Consider the following 26,154-nt stretch of genomic DNA (forward strand, 5'->3'; position numbering starts at 1 on the left):
TCCTTTATTCCTGTGTGAGCTTGTCAAGCAGTTTTGTGACGCTCTCGAAGAGAGCGTTGAACTTTCTCTGGGCCTCATCGCGCGATGCCGCGCTCGCGCAGAGGTAGGCTTTTAGCTTCGGCTCGGTGCCGGAGGGGCGAACGATGAAGCTCGCATCATCCGACAGCTCAAAGTAGAGCACATCCGACTGAGGCAGAGAGATGGCGCTCTCGCCGCCGTGCACGAAATCCACGCGCACCCGGCGCTCGTAGTCGCGCAATGCGAGCACGCGGTGCGCGCCGATGGTCTCCGGCGGAGCGCTGCGAAGCGACGCCACGGCCCCCTTGATCCTGCCGAGTCCCTCGATGCCGGTGAGAGTCCAGGAGAGCACCTTCTCGCAGAACATGCCGTAGCGCTCATAGAGCGACTCGAGAGCATCCCAGAGCGTCATACCCCGCAGGGAGTAGAAGCAGGCCATCTCCGTGACCAGCATGGAGGCGATGCAGGCGTCCTTGTCGTGGACAAAGGTGCCGGCGAGATAGCCGTAGCTCTCCTCAAAGCCGAAGAGGAAGCGTCCCTTTGCGCTGCGCTCGCTGAGCTTAATCTGCTCGGCGATGAACTTGAAGCCGGTGAGAACCTCTCGCAGTTCCACGCCGTAGTGTGCGGCGATGACGTCCGCCATGCGGGTGGAGACGAGGGACTTTACCACAAATTCGTCGCCGCGCAGGCGCCCCTCGTTCTGTGAGAGGATGTAGTCGAGCAGCAGACAGCCGATCTGGTTGCCAGTGAGAACATGAAAGTCGCCGCCGCGGCCGCGCACGCAGACGCCAAGCCGGTCGCAGTCTGGGTCGGTGCCGAGGATGAGGTCGGCGTCCACTCTGTCGGCAAGGCGGCGCGCGAGGACAAAGGCGTCAGGCTCCTCGGGATTGGGCGCTTTGACGGTGGGAAACTCGGGATCGGGAAGCTCCTGCTCGCGCACCACATGGAGCTTGCGAATGCCGATGTCCGTGAGAACCCGCCGCACGGGGATGTTGCCCGTCCCGTGGAGCGGCGTGTAGACGACCGACAGGGAACCGCCCGCCTGCTCGACCGCCCCGGGGTTTAAAACAAGGCTCTCCACATCGGCGTAGTACTGCTCGTCGAGCTCGTCGCCGATGTAGGTGAGAAGACCCCGGCGAAGAGCCTCGGTCTCCTCCATGGGACGCACCGAGAAGAGGTCGGCCGCAGCGATGTATTGCGTGACGATGGCGGCATCCTCCACAGCGAGCTGGCCGCCGTCGTCGCCGTAGACCTTATAGCCGTTGTACTGGGGCGGGTTGTGGCTCGCCGTGATGACAACGCCGGCCGCTGTGTGGAGCTTGAGCACGGCGTAGGAGAGCTGCGGCACACTGTGAAGCGTGCGATAAAGGTATACCCGAACGCCGTTTTGGCAGAGGACGAGCGCCGTCTCCCGGGCAAAAGTCTCGCTCATGAGCCGCGAGTCATAGGCGATCGCGACGCCGTCGCTCTCACGCCCGAGCTGCTTGAGATAGTCGGCGAGGCCCTGCGTGCTGCGCCGCACAGTGAAGATGTTCATACGATTGGTACCAAGGCCGATGATGCCGCGCATTCCGGCGGTTCCAAATTCGAGATCCTTGTAAAAGGCGTCCTCAAGGGCTTTTTCATCCAGGGCGAGCGCGCGCAGTTCCGCCGCGTACACCGTGCCCTCGAGAGCCGACTGAAAGGCCTGATATTGCTGCCTGTAATCCATTGACAATCCTCCATGTCTTTGGTCAAAAAAGCACTATGTCCAATGTACCATAGTTGCCCTTTCAATGCAAATGCTTCCGCTGACAACATTGCCGCTTTTTTTCGTTTTCATACAGAAAAAGAGACCGCAAAAGCGGTCTCCTCCCGGAGTCATGAAACGCTTTGATGCTGGACCCGCTCGGCGGTCACTTTCCACTTGCCGGAGAGAAAGCGCGCCGCAAAGCAGACGGAGCGGAAGAGCCAGTCGAGAATCATGGCGACCCAGACGCCAATAGCCCCCATCTGAAGCTGAATCCCCATTACATAGCTCGACACAAGGCGAAAGGCGAGCATGGAGAAGATGGAAATCCCCATGGTAAAGCGCACGTCATTTGCCGCGCGCAGGGCATTTGGCAGAGTAAAGGCGAGCGGCCAGATCAGAATGGCCATGCCGTTGTGGATGAAGACGAGCCGGTAGGCGAGATCAAGCGTGTCGGCCGAGAGAGTGCCGGCGAGGTTGTAGATGTTCAGCAGCAGCGGCAGAGCACACAGTATGACGAAATTGAGCGCCGCCGTCACAAGGTAGGTGATGCGCATGAGCTTTTTGGCGAACCAGTCGGCCTGCGGATAGTCCCGCGCGCCGACACACTGACCGACCACCGTGATCATGGCGAGATTCATTGCCTGCCCGGGTATGCAGCCGAGGCCGCTGAGATTGTTTGCCACGGCGTTTGCCGCAATCTGCACGGTGCCGAACGAGGAGATGATGCCGAGCACCAGCACGCGCCCGAATTGGAAAAAGCTGTTTTCTAGCCCGTTTGGAATACCGATGCCGAGAATGCGCCGCACAAGATGGGGGCGAAAGCGTGTGCGCCGGGAAAAGGAGATGCGAATCACATTGTCCGGGTGGCGCAGCAGACAGAAGATGACGACGGCCGCCGTCACGCGCGCGGCGAGGGTGGCCAGCGCCGCGCCGGTGACGCCCATTCGGAAGCCGAAGATCAGAATGGAATTGCCGACGAGATTGATCAGGTTCATAATGATGGAGATTTTCATCGAGATGCGCGAGTTGCCGTTGGAGCGAAAGAGGGCCGCACACCCGTTGTAGACGGCGAGAAACGGGTAGGAGAGACCTGTGATGGTCAGATAGGTGACCGAACTTGCCATGACGTCGGGCTCGATATGGCCGAACAAGAGCTCCATCAGGGGCCGTTTGAACGCGAGGGCCAGAGCAGTGATGACCACGGAGATGAGCCCCATGACCATGACGAGCTGGTTTGCGCTCTCGCGGGCCTCGTCGTAGTTGCGGCTGCCGATGAACTGGGCCGCAACCACCGCGCCGCCGGTTGCGAGGGCTGCAAAGATGCTGATGATGACGTTGGATACCATGTCGACCAGTGAAACGCCTGAGACAGCGGCCTCGCCGACGTTGGAAATCATCACGGTGTCGATCATGCCGACGGTTATGGCGAGCACCTGCTCCACCACAAGCGGAAAGATCAGACGCTTGAGATCAAGTTGAGAGAACAGAGGCTGGCCGGTCAGAAAGGCCGGCGGTTCCCTGTGACGCATTTCAAATTCCCCCTATCAGCGCCCTGGTCGGCGCAATCATCAGCATATCCTCATTTTTGGCGGGTGTCAACCCGGCGCGCTGCGGAATAGAATGGGAGTGACCCGGCGCTTTTACAAGGAGGGCTATATGGAACTGATCGAACGATTCCTGACCAAAAACAGATGCTACACCAATGCGATCGGGATCAAGGTCACGGGGCTGATGCTCCACTCGGTGGGGGTCGGCCAGCCGCGGGCAGAGGTCTTCATCAACCGCTGGAACAACCCTGAGGTATCGGTCTGCGTACACGCTTTCGCCCAGGCCGACGGCAAGGTCTATCAGACACTGCCGTGGGACTACAAGGCATGGCATGCGGGCGGGCTTGCTAACAGCTATTACTCCGCAGGGGTGCGCTGCGGCTATGTCGGCGTGGAGATGACCGAACCCGCCAGCTTACACTACACGGGCTCGGGCAGCAGCTTCACCGACAGTGACCCCGCGGCGACGCGCACCTTTTTGAATGAGGTGTTTCATGTTGCCGTCGAGCTCTTTGCCCAGCTCTGCAAAAAGTACTCCCTTGACCCCATGCGCGACATCATCAGCCACGCCGAGGGCCACAGAATGGGCATCGCGAGCGACCACGACGACCCGGACGCTCTCTGGAGCAGGTACCCGGAGCTCGGCTTGAGCATGGATCGCTTCCGCTCGGCGGTCAAAACCCGGATGGAACAGGAGGAACCCATGACACAGCAGGACTTTGACAGGATGATGCAGGACTACAACGCCCGCAACAACCCGACCTACAACACGGTAGAGCAGGTACCTGCATATTGGCAGGCGGAGACACAGCAGCTTGTTGATGCGGGAGCCATCGGCGGGGACGGCGTGTCGCCTCTGGGCGTCACCCGAAGCGAGCTCAAAGCCGCAATCATCGCCAAGCGCTACACCGACGCAAAACTCGAAGAAAGAGCCTGAAGCGGGGGCCGGAATACCGGCCCCCGTCTCTATAATAATAGAAATAAAGAAAGACATACACTGCGTGTCTTTCTTTTTGGCGCTACTGGTCGCTTTAGATGCCAGCAGAATCGGGACCCCGCACAGCGGGGCGCGGCTTTTGCCGCGTTAATTCGGAGCAGCAACGCGGCGGAGAATTGCGTAGGGCGAATTTATTTTGCCCGAGCATTTTAATCTTTGCGGTATCCATAAAAATACCCACACCTTTTCAGGTGTGGGTATTTTTATGGAACATCGAAATAGTATAGATGCCAGCTTTTACGCCCAAAACCAAATCGAAGCCCAGCGCAGCGGGTTCGATTTGGAGAGGAGCCGCGACAAAATGAGTGAGAGGTGACTTTTGAAAAAAGTCGCCGCGAACGATATGACGTCCGCGGCGACGTGGTGATCCACCGGGGATTCGAACCCCGGACCCTTTGATTAAAAGTCAAATGCTCTGCCAACTGAGCTAGTGGATCGCAAAACCCCTCAGGGTGCTCGAACATTGTAGCATACAAGTCAAATGAGTGTCAAGGGATATTGGAAAATATTTAATGCCGCCGCACAGTAGAAAGCATCTCCCGTTTTGCTGAAAATATGACCGATTTTCCGGCACACTTTTACAAATTTTTTACTCGTTAAATAATTGACAAACGGGTTAAGTGGTGCTACAATACAGTTGAAATTGATAAATGTTTCACAAACAGCCGACTTTGAGGCTGTCTTTTATCGGAAAAGACTGTGAAAAAAATATCAAATTAATCATGTAATATAATTTATGGAGGGAACCATTATGGCACGTTTTACATTACCGAGAGATCTGTACCACGGCAAGGGCTCTTTGGAAGAGCTGAAAAACCTCAAGGGCAGCAAGGCGATTGTTGTTGTCGGCGGCGGTTCGATGAAGCGTTTCGGCTTTCTCGACAAAGCGGTCGGCTACCTCAAAGAGGCTGGCATGGAAGTGGAACTCTTTGAGAATGTCGAGCCCGATCCGAGTGTTGAGACTGTCATGAAAGGCGCCGAGGCCATGCGCAAATTTCAGCCCGACTGGATCGTCGCCATGGGCGGCGGCTCCCCGATTGACGCCGCGAAAGCGATGTGGGCATTCTATGAGTATCCGGATGTGACCTTTGAGGACCTCTGCAAGCCTTTCAACTTCCCGACACTTCGTCAGAAAGCCCGCTTCTGCGCCATCCCGTCCACTTCGGGCACGGCGACTGAGGTGACTGCGTTCTCGGTCATCACCGACTACCAGAAGGGCATCAAATACCCGCTGGCTGACTTTAACATCACCCCGGATGTTGCGATTGTCGACCCGGAGCTCGCGGAGAAAATGCCCCAGAAGCTCACCGCTCACACCGGTATGGATGCGATGACTCATGCCATTGAGGCCTATGTGTCCACCCTGAACTGCGACTACACCGATCCGCTTGCGCTGCATGCGATCAAGATGATCCACGAGCTGCTCAAGAAATCCTACGACGGCGATATGGACGCTCGTGACCACATGCACAACGCCCAGTGCCTCGCCGGTATGGCGTTCTCGAACGCGCTGCTCGGCATCGTGCACTCCATGGCTCACAAGACCGGCGCTGCTTATTCCGGCGGTCACATTGTCCACGGCTGCGCAAACGCGATGTACCTGCCGAAAGTCATCAAATTCAACTCCAAGAACGCTGTCGCGGCGGAGCGCTATGCCGATATCGCCCGCTTCATCGGCCTGAAAGGCAACACCACCGCTGAGCTTGTCGACGCCCTGATCGCCGAGCTGCGCGCGATGAACGTCTCGCTCAACATCCCGATGTGCATCAAGGACTACGAGGGCGGCATCATCGACGAGAAAGAGTTCCTTGAGAAACTGCCGACTGTTGCCACGCTCGCCATCGGCGACGCCTGCACCGGTTCCAACCCGCGTATCCCGACCCAGGAGGAGATGGAGAAACTCCTCAAAGCCTGCTACTACGATCTCGAGATCGATTTCTAAGATCTCTCTTCACGATGAAAACAAAGCCGCGCCAGCGGCTTTGTTTTTTCGATGGATGTCAAAAACTGTGATTGCACAGCGCTCAAACATCTATTATAATGTTATGATGAGTATGAACTCTTGGAAGGAGAGAGATACATGTTTCGCATTGTAAAAAAGCAGGAACTCAACCCGACCGTCACCAAGATGGTCATTGAGGCGCCCCTGATTGCCCGAAAGGCCGAGCCCGGCCAGTTTATCATCTTTCGCGCCACGGAGGATGGCGAGCGCGTGCCGCTGACCATTGCCGACTACGACCGCGAGGCCGGAACCGTCACGATCATCTATCAGATTGTCGGCGGCGCGACCATGGAGCTCAACCGCCTGAATGAGGGCGACTGTCTGCACGATTTCGTCGGCCCGCTCGGCACACCGAGCCACGTTGAGGGCCTCAAAAAAGTCGCTGTCGTGGGCGGCGGCGTCGGCTGCGCCATCGCGTATCCGATCGCGAAAAAGCTCCACGAACTCGGCGCCGAGGTGCACGCAATCGTCGGCTTTCGCAACAGGGATCTTGTCATTTTGGAGGATGAGTTCAAGGCCGTCAGCAACAGAATGAAAATGATGACCGACGATGGCAGCTACGGCGAGAAAGGCCTTGTGACAAACGCGCTCGAGCAGCTTATCAAAGAGGGAAACCAGTATGACGAGGTCATTGCAATCGGGCCGCTGGTGATGATGAAGTTTGTCTGCAAGCTCACCAAGGAGTATGACATCAAGACCATTGTCTCGATGAACCCGATCATGATCGACGGAACCGGCATGTGCGGCGGCTGCCGCCTGACGGTCGGCGGTGAGACCAAATTTGCCTGTGTCGACGGGCCGGACTTTGACGGCCATCTCGTTGATTTTGACGAGGCGCTGCACCGCGGCAGCATGTACCGCGAATTTGAACAGCATGCCCGCGAGGCTGAGTGCGAGCTGCTCAAAAAGGAGGTGCGCTGATATGGCAATCCAGCGCAATATGGACCCCAAAAAGTGCCCCATGCCCAGCCAGGACCCGAATGTCAGAAACAAAAACTTCGACGAGGTCGCCCTCGGCTATACATACGAGATGGCGGTCAACGAGGCAAAGCGCTGCTTGCACTGCGTCAATAAGCCCTGTGTGGGCGCCTGCCCGGTTCGCATCGACATTCCGGCCTTTATTGAAAAAGTCGCGCAGGAGGATATGGAGGGGGCCTTTGAGATCCTCTCCGCTTCCAGTGCTCTGCCCGCTGTCTGCGGGCGCGTCTGCCCGCAGGAGAACCAGTGTGAGGGCAAATGCGTGCGCGGCATCAAGGGCGAGCCGGTCGGCATTGGCCGCCTCGAGCGCTTTGTCGCCGACTGGCACCGCGAGCACTCGAATGAGAAACCCCGTGTGCCCGAGCAAAACGGCCACAGGGTCGCCGTCATCGGCGCCGGCCCAAGCGGTCTGACCGCGGCGGGTGATCTCGCCAAGATGGGCTATAAGGTGACCGTCTATGAGGCGCTGCATCTGCCGGGCGGCGTTCTGGTCTACGGCATTCCGGAGTTCCGTCTGCCGAAGTCCATCGTCCAGAAAGAAATCGACAATTTAAAAGAGCTCGGCGTGGACATCGAGTGCAACATGGTCATCGGCAAGGTGCTCACCATCGACGATTTGTTTGAGATGGGCAATGAGGCCATCTTCATTGGCTCCGGCGCAGGTCTGCCCCGCTTTATGGGCATTCCGGGCGAGAGCTTAAACGGCGTGTACTCGGCCAACGAGTACCTCACCCGCATCAACCTGATGAAAGCCTACCGGCCCGACAGCAAGACCCCGATCAAAAAGAGCAGAAGCGTTGCGGTGGTCGGCGGCGGAAACGTCGCGATGGACGCTGCCCGCTGCGCCAAGCGCCTCGGGGCGGAGAATGTCTACATTGTCTACCGCCGCAGCATGAATGAGCTTCCGGCCCGAAAAGAGGAAGTGGAGCATGCCGAGGAGGAGGGAATCATCTTCAAGACCCTCTCAAATCCCGTTGAGGTTCTCGGCGACGAGAACGGTATGGTCTGCGGCATGCGCTGCGTCGAGATGGAGCTCGGCGAGCCTGACGAGTCGGGCCGCCGCCGCCCGGTTGTCAAAGAGGGCAGCGAGTTTGTGCTCGACATCGACACCATGATCATGTCCATCGGTACAAGCCCGAATCCGCTGATTCGTTCCACGACTCCCGGTCTCGATGCGAACAAGCACGGCTGCATCATCACCAAGGGAGAGGACGGCGCGACCAGCCGCGAGGGCGTCTTTGCCGGCGGTGACGCGGTCACGGGCGCGGCGACCGTCATTCTCGCCATGGGCGCGGGAAAGAGCGCCGCTGCCGCCATTAACGAGTACATCAAAAACAAAAAATAAAGCCTCTGCCAAAGAGGGCGGCACGTTGGTGCCGCCCTCTTGCTGTCTGTGGGTAAAACATTTTGAAATCTGACAGCGGGTGTCATATTTTCTGTGGTATACTACAGAGCAGAGAGGAGGAAGAGCGCATGCAGATCGACCGGCTTTTTACCATGACCTATCTGCTGCTTGAGCGCGGCAGCATGACCGCGCGGGAACTGGCGGACTACTTTGAAGTGTCGCCGCGAACCATCTACCGGGATCTGGATGTGCTCTCGGGGGCAGGCATCCCCGTCTATGCGAGCAAGGGCCGCGGAGGCGGTGTGCGATTGCTGCCAGACTTTATCATTGACCGCTCGCTTCTCTCAAAGCCGGAGCGCCGTTCGCTTCTGGCGGGACTGCAGAGTATGAGCGCGCTGGAATTGCCGGAGGCGAAGTCCGTACTGCAAAAACTCGGCGCCCTCTTTCAGGAGCGTGCGGAGACCTGGCTTGACGTCGATTTTACCCACTGGGGGGCAGGGCGGCTCGTCCGCGAGCAATTTGCGGCGCTGCGCAATGCCGTCATGGAAAAGCGGGTTCTCCGCTTTGTCTACTACAGCGCCCGTGGGGAGCGCGCCGTGCGCACTGTGGAGCCGCTGAAAATTCTCTTCAAGGGCGCCGGGTGGTATCTCTACGGCTACTGCCGCATCAGAGGGGACTACCGCTTTTTCAAGCTCTGCCGCATGGAGGCGGTGGAGAGCACCGGCGAGTGCTTCACCCGCACATGCCCGGACCAAATCTCAACGCAGCAGTCTTTTGACGGCCCGACGGTGAGGGTGGTTCTGCGCTTCGAGCCGGAGCTTGCGTTTCGCGTCTGCGACGAGTTTTCGCCGGGCCAGACAGAGCGCCAGCCCGACGGGAGCTTTCTTGCGACGGCGGAGTTCCCCGTGGGGGAGTGGCTCTACAGCTACATCATGTCATTTGGCCCACAGGCCGAACTGCTCGAGCCGCACAGTGTGCGCGAGCAGCTTGCCGAGCGGCTGAGCCGTGCCGCCGACCGTTACCGGGAAGATCGGACACAGGAGGATTGCCATGGACAAGCTTGATTTTAAAAAAGAGTACCGGGATCTCTATCTTCCGAAGTCCCGTCCGGTACTCATTGAAGTGCCGCCCATGCCCTTTTTGATGGTCGACGGGGAGGGGGCGCCGGAGAGCGAGAGCTATCAGTCGGCGATCGGTCTCTTGTACACGCTGAGTTTCACCGTCAAGATGAGCAAATTCGGGCCGCACCAGCCGCAGGGATACGTCGACTATGTGCTGCCGCCTCTCGAGGGCCTGTGGGACAGCCCGGCCGGCGGCCTGGGCGAGCGCGACCGGTGGAGCTGGACGGCCATGATCCGCCTGCCGGACTATGTCACGGACGAAGTTTTTGCCTGGGCGCTCGCCGAGGCACATGGAAAGAAGCCGGGGCTCGACTATGCCCGGGTTCGCCGCGAGGTCTACCGGGAGGGGCTCTGCGTACAGATGCTCCACATCGGCCCCTATGCGGCTGAGCCGGAGAGTCTTCGCCTCATGCAGGAATATCTCGCGCAGCATGGGCTCCGTGATGATGTCGGCGCAGGGAGACGCCATCACGAAATCTACCTGAGCGACCCGCGCCGTGTCGCGCCGGAGAAGCTGCGCACGGTGCTGCGCCACCCGGTGAGGGCGAGCGGAGCAGAGGACGGCCGGGAATGAGCGCCGAAATAGAGCTGGTTGCGGCAAGGAGCATTGTCACGCGAAACAAAGGCGGCGCCGACTGGTTTGGCTGTGACTACAACATGAACATCTACCGCGGCTGCTGCCACGGCTGCATCTACTGCGACAGCCGCAGCGACTGCTACGGGATTGAGGATTTTGACCGCGTTCGCGCCAAGCGTGACGCGCTGCGCATCATCCGCGACGATCTCAGCCGCAAGCTGCGCCCGGGCGTCGTTGCGACGGGGGCCATGAGCGACCCCTACAATCCCTTTGAGAGGGAGCTGCTGCTCACCCGGCACGCACTGGAGTTGATCGACGCCTATGGCTTCGGCGCTGCCATTGCAACCAAGAGTGATTTGATTGTGCGCGACGCCGACGTTTTGCGGGAGATCGCGCGCCACTCGCCGGTGCTGTGCAAGTTTACCATTACAACGGCTGACGATGCGCTGTGCGCTAAAATCGAGCCGCGTGTGACCAACTCCACCGGCCGCTTCAAGGCGGTAGAGCGCCTGAGCGCAGAGGGGTTATTCTGCGGAATTCTGCTGATGCCGGTGCTGCCGTTTCTCGAGGACAGCGAGGAAAATGTGCTCGCTCTCGTGCGCCGTGCCGCGCAGTGCGGCGCGCGGTTTATCTATCCCGCTTTCGGCATGACTCTGCGCCAAAACCAGCGCGAGTGGTACTATTGCAAGCTCGAGGAGCAATTTCCGGGGCAGGGGCTCAGAGAGCGCTATGAGCGCCGCTATGGGGGACGGTACCGCTGTACAAGCCCGCGCGCAAGGGAACTCTATGCGGCATTCGCCGGGGAGTGTGACCGACTTGGGATCGCCTACCGCATGAGGGATATCGTTGCTCTGTCGCGCCTGGGCTACGGTGAGATACAGCTGAGCCTCTTTGACCGGTGATTCCCATTTTGACAGGGATAAAAAAGCGCCACAGTTCACTCATGATTAAATATTTGCTGCAGAGCCTCTTTGACGGGCTCTGTTTTTGTGCTATACTGATGACAGAAAGGCGGCGATAGCATGAAAAAGTGTCTTTTGGAATCAACAAACCGCTATCTCAAACAGGCGGACTGGACGGATCTCGCACTGATTAAAGTCTGTGTCTGCGCGGCAGGACTGCTGCTTGGCCTGGGTGTGAAAAAACACAAAAAGCCGCTGGCGATTTTCTCGCTTGGCGTGTTTTTTGGCACGTTGGCCGCCTCGATGCGGCGTTTTCTGCCTTTCCTGAGTGAGAGCGGCGACTGTGCGTGCGAGACGCGTGTCTCTCAGGAGCCGTCACCCGTCCCGCAGAGCGAGAACTGACACTTGCTTGGAAACCGGTGCCAACATGCCCTACGTCCCCGCGTGGGACGTAGGGCATATCTTTTCATAGAATTGAGTGAGAACATGAAGTGGCTTTCCCATCTGAAGACCATCAACCACCACAAGGCTCTTGTCATGAAGTACTGTTTCAAAATCGGCCTCTACCGCCAGGGACTGCTGCACGACCTGTCAAAATACTCGCCCTGCGAGTTCCGCGTGGGCGCGCGATATTTTCAGGGGAACCGCAGCCCCAACGACGCCGAGCGGGCCGCGACCGGCTGCAGCAGCGCCTGGCTTCACCACAAGGGGCGCAACAAGCACCATCTCGAGTACTGGATCGACTACAGCCCGGAGGGGGACCACGCGCTCGCCGGCATGGAGATGCCGGTGCGCTATGTCGCAGAGATGTTCTGTGACCGGATTGCGGCGTGTAAGACCTACAAAAAAGAGGCCTATCAGGACCGCGACGCCTACGATTACTATATGAAGTCCCGCGATCACTATCTGCTCCACCCGAACACACAGGCATTGCTCGAGCAGCTGCTGAGCATGCTGATGGAGCGCGGCGAGGAGCAGACCTTTGCCTACATTCGCCATGAAGTGTTGGGCAGGCGCTGAAGCGGGAGAGCTTGGGAGGATTTATGGATCAGGCTGCCTTTGAGACCCTCTGCAAATGGCATGAAGAGGGGGATCATCAGACCATTGTCAACTACCTTGAGAAAACACCGCGCGCCGGGCGTGACTATCAGGCTCAGAATCTGCTTGCCCGGGCGCTGAACAATTTGGGAAAATACGAAGCGGCGGCAAATGAGCTGCTCGCTGTCGAGCAGCAGGGAGCGGAGGACCCCATGTGGCACGCGCGGCTCGGGTATGCTCTCTACCATCTGGGCAGCGCCGACGAGGCGCGCCGTCAATTTGAGCTCACGCTTGCGCTCGACCCGGAGAATGAAGACGCCCCGCTCTTTTTGCAGGCGCTTGAGTCACTGGCCCCGGAACTCTATACCGAGGCGCAGGCCGATGCGGTACAGGCGCATATTGCCTCACAGTTCGGCGCGTTTGAGAGCGTTTTCCACGAGATTGTGTCGCCCGATCTGCATGTGGATATTGCCGTGATTCCCCCCGGCGCCGGGCGCGATTTTTACACGCTGGTCACCATGGGAATGGGAGCCCACCGTATGGCGGTGCCCGAGGATCTCAAGACCGAGGGAATCGACCGGGCGGAGCTTCTGATCTGTCTGCCGGCCGACTGGCAGCTCCAGAGCAGCGATGAGCGCTGGTACTGGCCGATTCGCTGGCTCAAGGCGCTCGCGCGGCTGCCGGGAGAGAATGATACCTGGCTCGGCTGGGGACACACGGTGACCAACGACGGTCCCTTTGCCGACAACACCATGCTCTGGGGCTCGCTTCTGACGCAGCCTCTGGTTGGCGGGGAGAATGCCGATGTCTGTGAGCTGCCGAATGGGGAGCTCGTGAATTTCTATCAGATTATTCCACTCTATGAGCAGGAGATGGGCTTTAAAATTTCCCACAGTGCCGATGAGCTTCTGGAGCGGCTTGAGCCGCTGCCCGTGGTGGTCGAGATTGGCCGGCCCAATGTCTGCGAGGGAGAGGGCGGCAAGCAGTGGGCCATCGCGCCGGACCAGATCCGCGAATTGTTGACCGACTGGGAGGGGCCGACCGGCTGCATTGCCACCGACCGGATTCTCGTCGACGGCTGCGAAGTGGGCTACATGTACCGTGAGCGGCCCGATGAGGACCGACCCGACAGCGGCTGGCGTTTCACGGCGGGCGACGAGAGCGACGAGTATATGGACGACCCCGCGAACTCGGAGGTCTATCAACTCAACACCATCTGCAACTACGACCCGGACATCATTCCGCTGCTGGATTCACCCTACGGCACAGCCTACTGGCGCGACGAGGACGGTGAGTTCCAGTGTGAGGAATTTGACCCGGACGAGGAAATTGACGCTTAGAGGAGGGATGTTTATGACACGGCTGGAGATCGACGCCTTTTTGAGTATTGTCAAATATGGGAGCATCTCGTCGGCCGCGGAAAAGCTGTATGTGTCACAGCCGGCATTGAGCCGCAGAATCAAGGTGCTCGAGCAGGAGCTCGGCTACCGGCTCTTCAGCCGCCAGCGGGGCTTTCGGGGTGTGGAGCTCACCGATGAGGGCGCCGCGTTTATCTCGGTTGCACAGAAGTGGCAGCATCTCTGGCAGGAGGCGGGCGCCATTTCCATGCTGCGCCACAACAAAGTGCTCAATCTCTCCTCCATTAACAGCATCAGCACGTTTATCCTCTCCCCGGTGTTTCGCGCATTTTTGCGGGACAACCTCGAGTATCAGATATCGTTTATGAACTACCACTCGGCCGAGGCCTGCCGGATGATCGAGAGCGGCCAGCTTGACTTTGCCATCATAGGCAAGCCGAGGTTCCTGAAGTATGGCGAGGCGATCCCGGCATACAGCGAGCCAATGGTCTTTGCCTCTCCCTGGGAGTATCCGGAAACGATCCGGGTGGAAAATCTCGATGTTCGCAAGGAGATCAAGATCAACTGGAATAACGAGTTCAGCGACTGGCACGACCGATGGTTTGACTCGACCATCTATCCGCGGGCTACGCTTGACACCATGGCGTTTTGGAAGGACTTTCTCACGGGGGACAGCTGGGCGCTGATGCCGTACTCCGTTGCACAGAAAGTCAGCTGTCAGGAGAGGCTCTATCTCCGCAGAGTCGTCAACGGCCCGCCGGACCGCATTGTCTACTATGTGCGAGGCAATGAGCGCAAGGCGGATATTATTGATCGATTTCTACACTATCTCAATATTGAAGTGAGTCAAATTGAAGGCATCAAGTCCTATCTGGACTATTGATAAAAAAGGGAGCGTTTCAAACGCTCCCTTTTTTATGCAAATTTGCCGGAATACAGGGAAATATCTTGGTGATTCTGATGTTAGTTATAAGTATTACATTATATTTTGTGAAAAAAGAAAGTATTTGGCGCTATTGCACTAAAAGGATATAATCTAAGTGAAATTATCAATAAAGTTGTACAAAATCACTAAAACAGTCTGATTTAAATAGATCTTTTTTTCAATATTGTATGTTTTTTGCATTGCAAAATAAATAGAAAAATATGGAAAGTTATAGAAAAAGACGCATGAGTTGATCACAACAGCGGGGGAGTGACTATGGGAGCTTTTGCATCGGCCTTTCAGGCGTTGGCCCCCATGTTTGCCGTCATCATGACCGGGTATCTCTGCAAGCGGCTGGGGGTGGTCGACGAGCGGGAACAGCCGAGAATGAACCACATTGGCTTTCAGGTCTTTTTGCCGGCTCTGCTCTTTTGCAACATCTACCGTGCAGACCTCCACTGCGCCGTGAGAACGGAGTTGGTAGTTTTCATTCTGGTTGCGCTGCCTGTGACCGCTCTGCTCGCCACCCTTTTGGCCTTTGCGCTTGTAAGAGAGCGCTCCCAGCTGGGCACGGCCATACAGGCGGTTTTCCGGGGAAATTTCGTCCTGGTCGGAATGCCGATTGTATGTGCCCTCTACGACGCGGCAGATCTGGTCTCGATCGCACTCGCCGTAGCCGTTCCCATGATGAATCTGCTGTCGGTGACGGTGCTTGAGCTCTACGGCGGTGAGCGGATCAAACCTCTGCAAATTGCAGGGGATGTGATGAAAAATCCGTTGGTGATTGCGTCGCTGCTCGGTGCGGTGTTTCTTGCCGCAGAAATTCGACTGCCGGCTTTTGTGGAGTCCGCCGCAGCGAGTCTTGCACAGGTGGCATCGCCCTATCTGCTGTTTTGGCTGGGCGCCTTTTTCCGGTTTCGGCTTCGTTTTTCGCGGGAACTGGTCTTCTGCATCGTCGGAAAGCTCCTGCTGGTACCGGCAGCGGCTCTGGGCGTGGCTTTTCTGATGGGCTTTCGCGGTGAGGAGTTTGCCGTTTTGCTTGCGCTGTTCGCAGCGCCCAACGCAACCTCCTGCTTTACCATGGCACAGAGCAAGGGAGGCGACGAGGTTCTCGCAGGCAACGCCGTTGTTTTGAGCTCCGCCTTTTCAGCGGTGAGTCTGTTCGGCTGGATCGTACTGTTCCAGAGTCTGCACGTTTTATGATTCGGATTGGTCTGGCGGCAGGAGGCCGCCCGAAAAATAAAAAAATGGAGGGAAAGAAAGTGAAAAGATTATTCGCGTTTGTTCTGGCACTGGTGATGGCGGTGTCGTTTGCCGCCTGCTCGGATCAGAGCCCCGGTGCGCAAAATCCCGAAGGCCCGACCTCGTCCGGAGACGGGGCCAGCACCGAGCCGATCAACATCGGCGTACTCTGTACGCTGGATGGTGCAACCGGTCTTGGCGCCAAGGCGGCGGTGGAGCTCTACTTTGAGCAAAACGCCCAGAAACTCGCAGGCAGACCGGTCAAGGTCTACTTTGAAAACACCACCAGCGATCCCAACATCGCCATTGAGAAACTGGTCAAATGCGTCGACGAATATGGCTGCCAGCTCATCATTGGGCCGCTCTCGGGTTCAGAGGGAACCGCGGTCAAGGAGTACGCGGAATTCTATCTGGATGACACTACCATCATTGTCGGCTCGTCCGGCTCGACACAGATCACGTTTGACACACCGGAAAATCTCTTCCGCGTCTGTGCCACAGGTGCGCAGTCGGGCTTTTCCCTCGGACACTACGCCTATGAGGAGCTCGGCTACCGGAAGATTCTCACCGTTGCCTCGGACTACGATTTTACCTTCTCCCAGGTCGCGGGCTTTCTCTATGGATTTGTAGCGGCAGGCGGCGAGGTGGTTGACCGCATCTGGTTTACCAAGGGCACAACCGACTACAGCTCCACGCTGGCGGCCATCTCCCAGTACAAGGATGTCGACGCCATCTTCTGCGGCATTGGCGCGTCCGACTCCATGTACTTTGTTCGCCAGTATGTCGAGTACGGTATGAAAATTCCGCTGATGGGCGGCTCCAATTTCACCGACGTCTCCTGCATCACGAGCGATATTGCGGACTACTACGACGGCATTCTGACATCGAGCTACTACGCCGATGATCTCGGCACAGAAGAGTATGAGAGCTTTGTCAAGGCTTATGCGGACTACTATGGACAGGACCCCAGCAGCTTTGCCTGTGATTTCTATATGGCCTGTGAAATTGCGGCAAAGGCACTGGAGGAAGTAGACGGGAACATCGAAGACCGCGAGGCTTTCCGCGCCGCTCTTGCCAATGTCAACTACCAGTCTCCCAGGGGAGAGTTCAAGCTCGATGAGGATCATCAGGCGATCTGCACCATCTTTATCACTGAAGTGACAAAGAACGAAGCCGGTGTCTACCGCAACAAGGTGATTCGAGAGTACAAAGACGTCAGCCAGTATGGCGACTTTGACCCTGACTGGTATGCGGCTCAGCCTGACCCGGATCGGACGAATCCGACAGTGGAGAGCATCAAAAACGCAGAGTACACAAAGTGACAGCCCGCAGAGCTGTTCAACGGGAGGAAATACCATGGCACAGAATTCGCAGATCCTCTCTCTGAGCGGCGTGACCAAGAGCTTCGGCGGCGTGGTCGCCGTGCGCGACGTCTCGATGGACGTCGCGCACGGTGAGCGCCGTCTGATAATCGGCACGAATGGGGCGGGGAAGTCGACGCTGTTCAATCTCATCTGCGGCGATATTCCCCTTACGTCCGGTACGGTGCGTCTGTTCGAGAGAGACGTCACCCATCTGGACCTGCGCCGCCGCGCGCTGATGGGTATGAGGCGCACCTATCAGGCCACGGCCCTGTTCAATAAGCTGACGGTCCGCCAGAATTTCTATCTGGCCCTGCTCGGGGAGCGGTCAACGCGCCACCATTTCAACCTGTTTACCAACTACAAAAATTCCGGCAGTTACAACGAGAAAATTGAGCAGACGGCAGCCCTTGTCGACATTCAGGAAAAACTCGACGAAGTAATTGACAACATCTCCCACGGCGAGCGCCGCCAGCTGGAACTGGGGCTCGCACTGATCTCACAGCCAAAGCTGCTGCTGCTCGATGAGCCGTCCTCCGGCCTCTCGGCGAGTGAACGCCAGAAAATTCAGGCCATTTTACAAAATCTCGACCCGCAGATTACGCTGCTCCTCGTCGAGCACAACATGGAACTGGCCTTTGCAGTGGCAACCGATGTCACTGTGATGCAAAACGGAGAAATTGTCTGCGAGGGCTCACCACAGGCCATCAGAGGCGACGAGTATGTCCAGAAAATTTATCTGGGAGGTGGTCGGGCATGAATACCGCCGTTCTGGAGATGGACCATGTCAACGCCTTTTACGGCGACCTGCGTATCGTACAGGACTCCTGTCTTACGCTTACGGGAGGAATCACCTCGGTCATCGGTCGAAACGGAATGGGCAAAACGACGCTGATGAAAGCCCTCATGGGTCTTGTCAGGCGAAGCGGATCCATCCGGTTCTGCGGCGAGGAGATCGGGACGCTCAAGCCCTACCAGATCGCGCAAAAGGGCATTGGGTATGTGCCTCAGGGCAGACGCAATTTTCCCTCGCTGACCGTTGAGGAGCACTTGAGCTTCTGTGCGAGAAAAGCGCCGACGGGTGGGGATGTGTGGAATAAAGAGCGCGTCTATGAGCTCTTTCCAAGACTCTATGAGAGGAGAACCCTCTCCGGAACTGCCCTCTCGGGGGGAGAACAGCAGATGCTCGCCATCGGCAGGGCACTTGTTCTCGCGCCGAAGCTGCTGGTGATGGACGAGCCCTCCGAAGGACTCGCTCCCGCGGTCATCGACGTGCTTGTCGACTTCTTCCGGCGCATTGAGGGAAAGATCAATGTTCTGCTTGTGGAACAGGACCTCGGCTTCTGCGGCCGGGTCACAGATCAAACCAATGTCATGAGCCTCGGCAGCATCGCCTACACGGGATCCCTGAGCGAGCTGCTCCGTGATCCGGAGAAGAGCCGCCGGCTGCTCGGCGTCGGTTAGCCGAAGGAGGATTGAAACATGAGTTACTATCTGACGCTTCTTTTCAACGGCCTCACTTACGCGGGACTTCTGTTTGTCGTGTCGAGCGGACTGATGCTCATCTACGGGCTGATGCGTGTGGTCAATATGGCTCACGGCAGCATGTATATTCTCGGTGCGATGATCGGCTATCTGGTCTACAAGGCAAACGGCAACAACTGGATGCTGGGCATTGTCTCGGCGGGTATCGCCATGGCGGTGATCTGCTTTCTGCTCGAGCTCACGGTTTTCAGCCGGGCGTTTAACAACGCCACTGCGGGTATCCTCATATCGCTTGGTATCAGCTGGATCATCATCGACATCTGCCTTGAGCTGACAAGAGGGGAGACCAAGACCTTCTCACCCGATGGATTTTTTCGCTCGACGTTCACCATTGGGGAACTGACCTATCCCATGTCGCGTATGTTCGTGCTGTTCTGCGCACTGGTCGAGTGCGTGATTCTGATGATTGTGCTGAAGAAGACCAGAATCGGCCAGATCATTCGCGCAGGCGTGGACGATCGGGAGATCGTGTCGGCGCTCGGCATCAACATCCAGAGGGTGTTTCTCGGCGTGTTCACAGTCGCGGGGCTGCTCGTGGGTATCGGCGGCGTGCTCGGCGGCACCATGGGCGGTTTCGATGTTGCGACTGCCTCCACCATGCAGATGTATGCGCTGATGGTGATCATCGTCGGCGGCCACAGCAACTTTGTGGGCACTGCCGTGGCTTCGCTGATCATCGGGCTGCTCGACAGCTTTACCATGGCCTTTGTGCCGAATTTCTCGTCTGTGATTGTCTTTATGGCCGTGATGCTCGTACTGATTTTGAAGCCCGGCGGCCTGTTTGGAAAGGAGGCGCGCTCGAGATGAAAACTGGCGCAAACAGAGCGGTTCAGCTTGTGCTCCAGCTTGCGGCAACGGCAATTGCGATTGTTCTGCTGTGGCAGGCCCCGAGGTTTTTCAACAAATACTCCGTGTATCTGATCAGCCGCATCCTCTTTATGGGTCTGATGGCAATGAGTTTGAATCTGCTGCTCGGATTCGGAGGGCTTGCCTCGCTTGCGCAGGGGGCCTTTGCCGGGATCGCGGGATACACTCTCGCCATCTGCCGGGTGGTCTACCACTGGAACTATGCACAGTGCGTGCTGCTTGCGCTGCTGCTGGTGGCGCTGGTAGCCGGCTTCTTCGGCCTCTTTTCCATGCGCTGCAACGGCACGGCGTACATGATGATGACGCTGGCGCTGGCAAACTTGGTGCATCTGTGTTCGCTGCAGTGGACCGATCTCACACGGGGCTACAACGGCATTGTCGGCATCCGTGGCCCCGAGCTCTTCGGTGTGAGCTACAGCAGCACACGCATGACTTTTTATCTCATCGCACTGGTGGTTCCCATCTGTTTCTTTCTGCTCAAACGCCTGACAAGTTCCCCCTACGGCATGGCGATTCAGGGCATGAGAGACAACAAAGTAAAAATGAGTTCCCTGGGCTTCAACGTGCGTCTGCTGCGGGTGACTCTCACCGTGATCAGCAGCCTGTTTGCCGGAATCGCCGGTATTCTCATGGCGAATTTCTACGCGACCATGGGCCCCGACAACGTGAGTGTGAATATGTCGATGATGTGCCTGTTCATGGGCGTGCTCGGCGGGAGCCACAGCATCACCGGAGCTCTGGTGGGAACGGGTCTGTTTCTGGTGCTGGAAAACTATCTGAGCCAGTTCACGGTCTATGATGACGCCATCCTCGGCGTGCTGTTTATTGTGGCGGTTTTTGTGATGCCAAATGGAATATTGGGTTTGCCCGTCTTCAAAAAGAAGTTTTGGAGAGGCCTGCGCGGCAAGCGGGCGGGAGGCGGAGCATGAAGACGATTGCCGTCATTGGAACCTTTGACACAAAGGCACAGGAGTACGGCTTTGTCATGGACCGTATGCGGGAGCATGGTGTAAGGCCCCTTGCCATTGACGTTGGCACACATAACGCTGCCCCGTCAGCGGTCGATATCACAAGCGCCGAGGTGGCGGCACTCGCGGGCACTCAGATCGAACGGCTGCACGGGCTCTCCCGTCAGGATGCTTTTTCCGCCATGCTCAAAGGCGCACAGCAGTGCGTCAAAGAGCTCCATGGCAGAGGGGAGATACAGGGCATCTTTGGCATGGGTGGCAGCGGCGGCACCACGCTCGCCTCGGCCGCCATGCGGACACTGCCCTTGGGCGTGCCGAAGCTTCTGGTCTCGACGCTGGCCGGAACGGCACGTATGGCCGACTATGTCGGCGGTACGGACATCATTGTCATGGGGTCGATCGTTGATATTTCGGGGCTCAACTCCATTACGAAGATGATCTTTTCAAGAGCCGCCGGAGTCATTGCCGGCGCGGTGAACGGCGAATACAGGGAGCCCTCCGGGCATCGTCTGCGCATCGCCGCGTCCATGTACGGCGTCACCACTCCCGGTGTGACCTTTGCAAAGAGATACCTGGAGAGCAGAGGATATGAGGTCATCACCTTTCACGCAACCGGTTCCGGCGGCAGGGCCATGGAGCAGCTCATCCGAGAGGGCTTTTTCGACGGTGTCCTCGACATGACTCTGCCGGAAATCCATGCCCATGTGCTCGGCGTGCCGTCGAGTACGGCGGGACCGGAGCGCTGCGCGGGCGCAGCGCGGAAAGACATTCCTCAGGTTGTCTGCCCGGGTGGGATGGATATGTGTTCCACCACGGATTTCACGGGCTTTGAGGACCGCAGAGTCTACTGCCACAATACGACTCCGTCCCACTTCAGACCAAACGCGCGTGATATGGAACGATCGGGCGTCTATCTCGCGCAGCAGCTCAACAAATCTCATGCGGACTGTGCGGTGTACCTGCCGTGCGGTGGCCTCTCGCTGGTTGACGTGCCCGGCGGGGCGACCTATGACCCGGAGGCCGATGAGAGCCTGTTTGAGGCGATCAAAAGCAATCTCGACCGGCGCGTGGAGCTGCATGAGTCGCCGCGCAACATCAACGACGAGAGTTTTGCACTTGAAATGGCGCAGAGGCTCGATGAGATGATGACACGGCGCTGCGCGTCGGAATAAAGGTAGAAAGAAGGGCAAACATGGCACGCATTCCAAAAGAGGAAATTCTCAGGCGCTTTCACGAACAGATCAGCAAAGGCATTCCCATCACGGGATCGGGAGCGGGAGTCGGTATCTCGGCAAAGTGCGCCGAGGCCGGTGGCGCTGATCTGATTATCATCTACAATTCCGGGCGCTTTCGCATGGCGGGACGGGGCTCATCCTGCGGGCGGTTCGCATACAGCGACGCAAATCAGGTCGTACTGGATCTTGCAGGGGAAATTCTCTCCTGTGTCCATCATACGCCGGTCATTGCAGGGGTGCTCGCACTCGATCCCTACCGGGATATGGAGCGGTTTTTAGACGAGCTCGCACAGCTTGGCTTCTCCGGTGTACAGAACTTTCCGACAGTCGGCAACATCAATATGCCCTTGTTTTTAAAGAATCTTGAAGAGTCCGGCTATGACTATGAGCGTGAGGTTGAAATGATCCGCCTTGCAAACCGGCTCGGCCTGCTCACAACGCCCTACTGCTTTACGACGGAACAGGCCAGGCGCATGGCTGACACTGGAACCGATATCGTCGTTGCCCACATGGGACTGACGACAAAAGGGCTCATAGGTGCTGCCGAGGCCAACGATCTGGACGCCTGTGTGGAGAAGATCGGGCTGATCGCGCGCGCCGCGAAAGAGGTCAATCCGGACGTCCTTGTCATCAGCCACGGCGGCTCGGTCTCAGAGCCGCAGGATGCGCAGTACATCTACGAGAGAGTCCCTGAGACGGTCGGCTTTTACGGGGCTTCTTCCGCCGAGCGAATTCCGACTGAGAATGCTCTCATCCCCGCGGTAAGGGCATTCAAGGCCATTACAATCAGGAGGTGAGTGAAATGGGAAAGGTCAGCAGAGAGGTTCTGCTTCACCGTGTGGCAAAGCTCAAGGCCGAGAACCGTGCGATCATCGCAACGGGTGCGGGAATCGGAATTACGGCACGCTGCCAGGAAGTTGCAGGAAGTGATTTGATTCTGGTCGATATGGCTGCACGGATGCGGATGGCGGGCTTTGGCGCCATGAGTGCAAATTTTGCCGTCAAACGGGCCAACAGTCTGATTGCGGAGCTCGCGCCGGAAATTTTGCCCATAGTAGAGCACACGCCGGTTCTTGCAGGAGTCGCTGCGACCGAGCCGTTTGCTGATATCAGACAGACGATTCGTGAGTGCAGCGAGTGCGGTTACAGCGGTGTGTTCAACTCACCGTCAGTCGGCTGGAACGACAGCTTCAATGCCAAGAATCTCACCAGAGTCGGGTTGGGCTACGACCGTGAGATAGAGCTGATTGCAGTTGCACACGGAGAAAATCTGATTACGCTTGCCCGCTGCTATGATGCGTGGCAGGCAGGAGAGATGGCCCGTGCCGGCGCCGACTTTATCGTCGCAGATCTCGGACCTACGGCGGGTGGCCTTTCGGGCGTCAAAACGACACTCGATCATGATGAAATTCGCAAACTCACCGAGTCCATCGTTCGGGCAGCGCGCGGGGAAAACGAATCTGTCACGGTTCTCTGTACAGGCGGTCCGCTGGCCGCCCCGCGGGAAGTTGAGCTATTGCTCAACAGCATTGCGGGCCTTGACGGCTTCTATGGAGGCTCAGCCACGGACTCTATCCCCATGGAGCAGGGCATCATCTCAGTTGCGCAGGGATTTAAACAGACCAGACTTTACGGTTTTTAAAGCACAGAGAGAGGCGGGGCGATTTGCCTGTTGGCAATCGCCCTGCCTTTTGAATGCCATAATTTGGACCGTTTGATAAAAGGAAACACTTTTAGCTGAGAATCCTCCGCAAGGCGGGGATTCGTGACATAAGGGAGTTCTTGTACGTGCGCTTTTGCCCTCCCGACGAAACCGAAGTTTCGTCGGGAAAAGGAAGAAATCCGTTCGGCTAAGAAGCCTCGCCGCAAGGCGGGGATTCGTGCCATAAGGGAGTTCTTTTACGTGCTCTTATCCTCCCGACGAAACCGAAGTTTCGTCGGGAAAAGGAAGAAATCCGTTCGGCTAAGAAGCCTCGCCGCAAGGCGGGGATTCGTGCCATGAGGGAGTTCTTATACGTGCTTTTGTCTCCCGACGAAACAGAAGTTTCGTCGGGAAAAGGAAGAAGAACCCCGTTCGGCTAAGAAGCCTCGCCGCAAGGCGGGGATTCGTGCCATAAGGGGTTCTTCTGACGTGGTACGCCCGACAGAATTCGAATCTGCGACCTTTGGAGTCGGAGTCCAACGCTCTATCCAGCTGAGCTACGGGCGCATATGGGGTTGCTCAATTATAGTAACATCAACCGCCGCCGCCGTCAAGCGGACAGAGAGAAATTCTGTCACGCGTTTGTCTGCTGTGCTATAATAGACGACAGTGAGACAGGAGGAATGGAACATGAGCGAAGAACAGCTCTTTCTTTTGGATGAAAAGCTGCGCCCCTGCGGCAGCGCACCACGCAGCGAGGCGCACCGCAGGGGCCTTTTGCACCTGGTGGTGCACTGCTGGATCTGCGAGCACACGCCGGACGGCATATGGCTCTACTTTCAGCAACGCGCCCACACGAAAAATGATTTTCCCGACTACTATGATCTTGCAGTCGCCGGTCATGTCTCGGCCGGAGAGGAACCTCTCGACGCGATGTGTCGCGAGATTGAAGAGGAGGCGGGACTGCACATACAAAAGAGTGATTTGATCGAGATCGGCTCCACGCTTGAGACGATACAAAAGGGGCCATTTTACGACCGTGAATATGCGCAGATCTATCTTTTGGAAAAACCGGCCGAGCCGTTTGCACCCGGGGAAGAGGTCGCGCAGATGGTGCGTGTCAAGCTCGAGGAGTGCTGCCGCCGGGAGCTGGAGGGGGCGTCTGCCGTCACGGCCTACCGCATGACGGGAGAGGCTTTGACCCTCGCCGCGGAACAGTGGTGCAGCCACCCGGGAGAGCTTGAGCGGGTTGTATTGCCCGCGCTCAAGCGGTACCAGTTTCCTATTTTCAAACAGAGACTGTTATGATATACTACTAAAAAGAAAGAAAATCAGGGGGGCTGCGCTTTGGAGGGGAAACTGTTTCGCACTTCTGTGGGCGGATACAACAAAAAGGATGTCCACGACTGTATTGAGGAGCTCAACGGAAGACTGCGCACACTTCAAAACGAAGCCAAGGCCGGTGAAAAGACGCTAATGGAGGCCAGGAAGCGCGCCGAGGAGCTCGAGCGCCGCGAGGCGGATATCACAGCCGAGCGCGCGCAGTTTGAGCGCCGCATTGCGGAACTTGAGCAGCAGCTGCAAACGGTGACGGCGGAGAAGACCCGCCTGTCCGAGAGCTTTGACGCCGTGCGCCGGGTCAACGGCGAGTACACGGCTAAAATTTCCGAGAGAGAACGCACCTGCGCCGCGCTGCGGGAGAAGCTCGATCAGTTTGACCGCGCCAGAACCACGGCGGAGGATATTTTACTCAAGGCAAAAAAGGAGGCCGACGACATTGTCGATACGGCCATTACCAGCGCAAACGAAATCAAGACAAAACTGATTAACGAAATTCGGGATTGCCAGGACGTCTTTGAAAACGTCAAGCAGCAGGTCAATTATGCGCGCCGGGAGACCCTCAAGAACATTGAAGCCGCGCGCTGCGCCATGCTCCAGATGGACGGCTTTCTGGACAAGATCGCGGTGGACAGCCTGCTCTGCCGGGATCCCGGCACCATAGCGCTCACAAAGCAGGATCTGCCGGACAAAGAAATCTAAGCGAGAAGAAGGGTTGACAGATGGAATACCATATCCGAGTGGAGCAGCTGCCCGAGAGGGCGCCCGCGCTGCGTGCGGGCGACATGGTCTACCTGAGCGGGACGATCTACACCTCGCGTGATGCGGCGCACAAGCGGCTCATGGCCATGCACGAAAAGGGCGAGCCATTTCCGTTTGAAATGAAAGGGGCTGTCATCTACTACGCCGGCCCTACGCCGACAAAGCCGGGAGATGTCATCGGCTCCTGCGGGCCGACGACCTCGAGCCGAATGGATCCCTTTGCACCCACGCTGCTCGACTGCGGTCTGATTGGCATGATCGGCAAGGGGAAGAGAAGCGCCGAGGTGATCGAGGCCATCCGGCGCAACCGGGCGGTTTACTTTTGCGCCATCGGCGGGGCGGGCGCGCTCGCGGCGAAAAAGATCAAAAAGCTCGATGTCATCGCCTTCCCCGAGCTTGGCTGCGAGTCGGCAAAGCGCCTTGAGGTGGAGGAGTTTCCCGTGACGGTCGCCATAGACTGTGTGGGCGGCAACATTTTTGAGACGGGGGCGCAGCAGTACCGCACCCTGTGAGATGAGGGACTTCAGGCCAGATTTCCGCGTCGGCGGGAATCTGGCTTTTTTCTGTCAAATATGTTAATTTTCTGTTAATATTGGGGCCTTTGGTTTACAATTTGTCGTATTTTCACTAAAATAGTAATCAATATTTGTACAT

25 protein-coding genes and 2 tRNA genes are annotated in these 26,154 nt (G+C 57.5%); 23 read left to right on the forward strand and 4 right to left on the reverse strand.

Annotated features, from left to right (window positions below):
- Window positions 1-4 precede the first annotated feature (4 nt).
- Both H8695_RS01185 and H8695_RS01190 read right to left on the reverse strand, forming a co-directional pair.
- Window positions 5-1,729, reverse strand: a complete 1,725-nt coding sequence (locus tag H8695_RS01185; RefSeq protein ID WP_249298963.1) for a phospho-sugar mutase — start codon at window positions 1,727-1,729, stop codon at window positions 5-7.
- Between the two features lie 149 nt (window positions 1,730-1,878).
- Entirely contained in the window at window positions 1,879-3,279 is a 1,401-nt protein-coding gene (locus H8695_RS01190) for an MATE family efflux transporter (protein WP_249298965.1), read from the reverse strand.
- Window positions 3,280-3,370: 91 nt separating this feature from the next.
- Here H8695_RS01190 and H8695_RS01195 point away from each other — a divergent pair, with 91 nt between their 5' ends.
- Window positions 3,371-4,234: a peptidoglycan recognition protein family protein gene (locus tag H8695_RS01195; protein ID WP_249298966.1), complete on the forward strand. Its 864-nt coding sequence runs from the start codon at window positions 3,371-3,373 to the stop codon at window positions 4,232-4,234.
- A 421-nt stretch (window positions 4,235-4,655) separates the two neighbouring features.
- Here the strand turns inward: H8695_RS01195 and H8695_RS01200 are convergent.
- Window positions 4,656-4,731, reverse strand: a tRNA-Lys gene (locus H8695_RS01200).
- Window positions 4,732-5,045: 314 nt separating this feature from the next.
- On the opposite strand from H8695_RS01200, the gene H8695_RS01205 reads away from it, so the two are divergent.
- The 19 genes from H8695_RS01205 to H8695_RS01295 all read left to right on the forward strand — a co-directional run bounded on the left by H8695_RS01205 (window position 5,046) and on the right by H8695_RS01295 (window position 23,400).
- Window positions 5,046-6,236, forward strand: a complete 1,191-nt coding sequence (locus H8695_RS01205; RefSeq protein ID WP_249298968.1) for an iron-containing alcohol dehydrogenase — start codon at window positions 5,046-5,048, stop codon at window positions 6,234-6,236.
- A gap of 138 nt (window positions 6,237-6,374) precedes the next feature.
- Window positions 6,375-7,217, forward strand: coding sequence for a sulfide/dihydroorotate dehydrogenase-like FAD/NAD-binding protein (locus tag H8695_RS01210; protein ID WP_249298969.1), 843 nt, complete (start codon window positions 6,375-6,377; stop codon window positions 7,215-7,217).
- 1 nt (window position 7,218) lies between these two features.
- Window positions 7,219-8,619, forward strand: a complete 1,401-nt coding sequence (gene gltA / locus H8695_RS01215; protein WP_249298971.1) for an NADPH-dependent glutamate synthase — start codon at window positions 7,219-7,221, stop codon at window positions 8,617-8,619.
- Window positions 8,620-8,747: 128 nt separating this feature from the next.
- Complete coding sequence (locus H8695_RS01220) at window positions 8,748-9,683, forward strand: helix-turn-helix transcriptional regulator (RefSeq protein WP_249298973.1); 936 nt, start codon at window positions 8,748-8,750, stop codon at window positions 9,681-9,683.
- Window positions 9,670-10,314 (forward strand): GyrI-like domain-containing protein, encoded by a 645-nt coding sequence (locus H8695_RS01225; protein ID WP_249298975.1) that lies wholly within the window; start codon window positions 9,670-9,672, stop codon window positions 10,312-10,314. Before H8695_RS01220 ends, H8695_RS01225 begins: the two co-directional genes overlap by 14 nt.
- Window positions 10,311-11,219 (forward strand): SPL family radical SAM protein, encoded by a 909-nt coding sequence (locus H8695_RS01230; RefSeq protein ID WP_249298977.1) that lies wholly within the window; start codon window positions 10,311-10,313, stop codon window positions 11,217-11,219. The genes H8695_RS01225 and H8695_RS01230 overlap by 4 nt, the downstream gene beginning before the upstream one ends.
- A gap of 135 nt (window positions 11,220-11,354) precedes the next feature.
- Window positions 11,355-11,621, forward strand: a complete 267-nt coding sequence (locus H8695_RS01235; protein WP_249298979.1) for a permease of phosphate ABC transporter — start codon at window positions 11,355-11,357, stop codon at window positions 11,619-11,621.
- 84 nt (window positions 11,622-11,705) lie between these two features.
- The gene (locus H8695_RS01240) at window positions 11,706-12,239 is read left to right on the forward strand and encodes a DUF5662 family protein (RefSeq protein WP_249298981.1); all 534 of its coding nucleotides are present in this window, start codon (window positions 11,706-11,708) and stop codon (window positions 12,237-12,239) included.
- 23 nt (window positions 12,240-12,262) lie between these two features.
- Window positions 12,263-13,597, forward strand: a complete 1,335-nt coding sequence (locus H8695_RS01245; protein ID WP_249298983.1) for an immunity protein Imm33 domain-containing protein — start codon at window positions 12,263-12,265, stop codon at window positions 13,595-13,597.
- Window positions 13,598-13,610: 13 nt separating this feature from the next.
- The gene (locus H8695_RS01250; RefSeq protein WP_249298984.1) at window positions 13,611-14,498 is read left to right on the forward strand and encodes a LysR family transcriptional regulator; all 888 of its coding nucleotides are present in this window, start codon (window positions 13,611-13,613) and stop codon (window positions 14,496-14,498) included.
- A gap of 318 nt (window positions 14,499-14,816) precedes the next feature.
- Entirely contained in the window at window positions 14,817-15,743 is a 927-nt protein-coding gene (locus tag H8695_RS01255; RefSeq protein WP_249298985.1) for an AEC family transporter, read from the forward strand.
- Between the two features lie 59 nt (window positions 15,744-15,802).
- Window positions 15,803-17,104, forward strand: a complete 1,302-nt coding sequence (locus tag H8695_RS01260; protein WP_249298987.1) for an ABC transporter substrate-binding protein — start codon at window positions 15,803-15,805, stop codon at window positions 17,102-17,104.
- 34 nt (window positions 17,105-17,138) lie between these two features.
- Window positions 17,139-17,903 carry an ABC transporter ATP-binding protein gene (locus H8695_RS01265; protein WP_249298989.1) on the forward strand — a complete coding sequence of 255 codons (765 nt, stop codon included), beginning with the start codon at window positions 17,139-17,141 and terminating at the stop codon, window positions 17,901-17,903.
- Complete coding sequence (locus H8695_RS01270; protein ID WP_249298991.1) at window positions 17,900-18,607, forward strand: ABC transporter ATP-binding protein; 708 nt, start codon at window positions 17,900-17,902, stop codon at window positions 18,605-18,607. The genes H8695_RS01265 and H8695_RS01270 overlap by 4 nt, the downstream gene beginning before the upstream one ends.
- Window positions 18,608-18,625: 18 nt before the next feature.
- Window positions 18,626-19,495: a branched-chain amino acid ABC transporter permease gene (locus H8695_RS01275; protein WP_249298993.1), complete on the forward strand. Its 870-nt coding sequence runs from the start codon at window positions 18,626-18,628 to the stop codon at window positions 19,493-19,495.
- Window positions 19,492-20,484, forward strand: a complete 993-nt coding sequence (locus H8695_RS01280; RefSeq protein WP_249298996.1) for a branched-chain amino acid ABC transporter permease — start codon at window positions 19,492-19,494, stop codon at window positions 20,482-20,484. The genes H8695_RS01275 and H8695_RS01280 overlap by 4 nt, the downstream gene beginning before the upstream one ends.
- Window positions 20,481-21,695: a Tm-1-like ATP-binding domain-containing protein gene (locus tag H8695_RS01285; RefSeq protein WP_249298998.1), complete on the forward strand. Its 1,215-nt coding sequence runs from the start codon at window positions 20,481-20,483 to the stop codon at window positions 21,693-21,695. The genes H8695_RS01280 and H8695_RS01285 overlap by 4 nt, the downstream gene beginning before the upstream one ends.
- Window positions 21,696-21,715: 20 nt before the next feature.
- The gene (locus tag H8695_RS01290) at window positions 21,716-22,555 is read left to right on the forward strand and encodes a phosphoenolpyruvate hydrolase family protein (RefSeq protein WP_249299000.1); all 840 of its coding nucleotides are present in this window, start codon (window positions 21,716-21,718) and stop codon (window positions 22,553-22,555) included.
- A gap of 5 nt (window positions 22,556-22,560) precedes the next feature.
- On the forward strand, window positions 22,561-23,400 hold the full coding sequence (locus H8695_RS01295; RefSeq protein ID WP_249299002.1) for a phosphoenolpyruvate hydrolase family protein: 840 nt from the start codon (window positions 22,561-22,563) through the stop codon (window positions 23,398-23,400).
- Between the two features lie 490 nt (window positions 23,401-23,890).
- Here H8695_RS01295 and H8695_RS01300 read toward each other — a convergent pair.
- Window positions 23,891-23,967: transfer RNA gene (locus H8695_RS01300), tRNA-Arg, on the reverse strand.
- A 123-nt stretch (window positions 23,968-24,090) separates the two neighbouring features.
- On the opposite strand from H8695_RS01300, the gene H8695_RS01305 reads away from it, so the two are divergent.
- From H8695_RS01305 to H8695_RS01315, 3 genes are read left to right on the forward strand one after another with little or no spacing between them, the layout of a single operon-like run.
- On the forward strand, window positions 24,091-24,708 hold the full coding sequence (locus H8695_RS01305; protein ID WP_249299004.1) for an NUDIX hydrolase: 618 nt from the start codon (window positions 24,091-24,093) through the stop codon (window positions 24,706-24,708).
- Window positions 24,709-24,747: 39 nt separating this feature from the next.
- Window positions 24,748-25,440 (forward strand): hypothetical protein, encoded by a 693-nt coding sequence (locus H8695_RS01310; RefSeq protein WP_249299006.1) that lies wholly within the window; start codon window positions 24,748-24,750, stop codon window positions 25,438-25,440.
- Between the two features lie 20 nt (window positions 25,441-25,460).
- Window positions 25,461-26,012: a Fe-S-containing hydro-lyase gene (locus tag H8695_RS01315; RefSeq protein WP_249299007.1), complete on the forward strand. Its 552-nt coding sequence runs from the start codon at window positions 25,461-25,463 to the stop codon at window positions 26,010-26,012.
- The last annotated feature ends 142 nt before the right edge of the window (window positions 26,013-26,154 follow it).

Origin of the sequence: Feifania hominis (genome assembly GCF_014384765.1) — a bacterium.
Lineage (GTDB): Bacteria > Bacillota > Clostridia > Oscillospirales > Feifaniaceae > Feifania > Feifania hominis.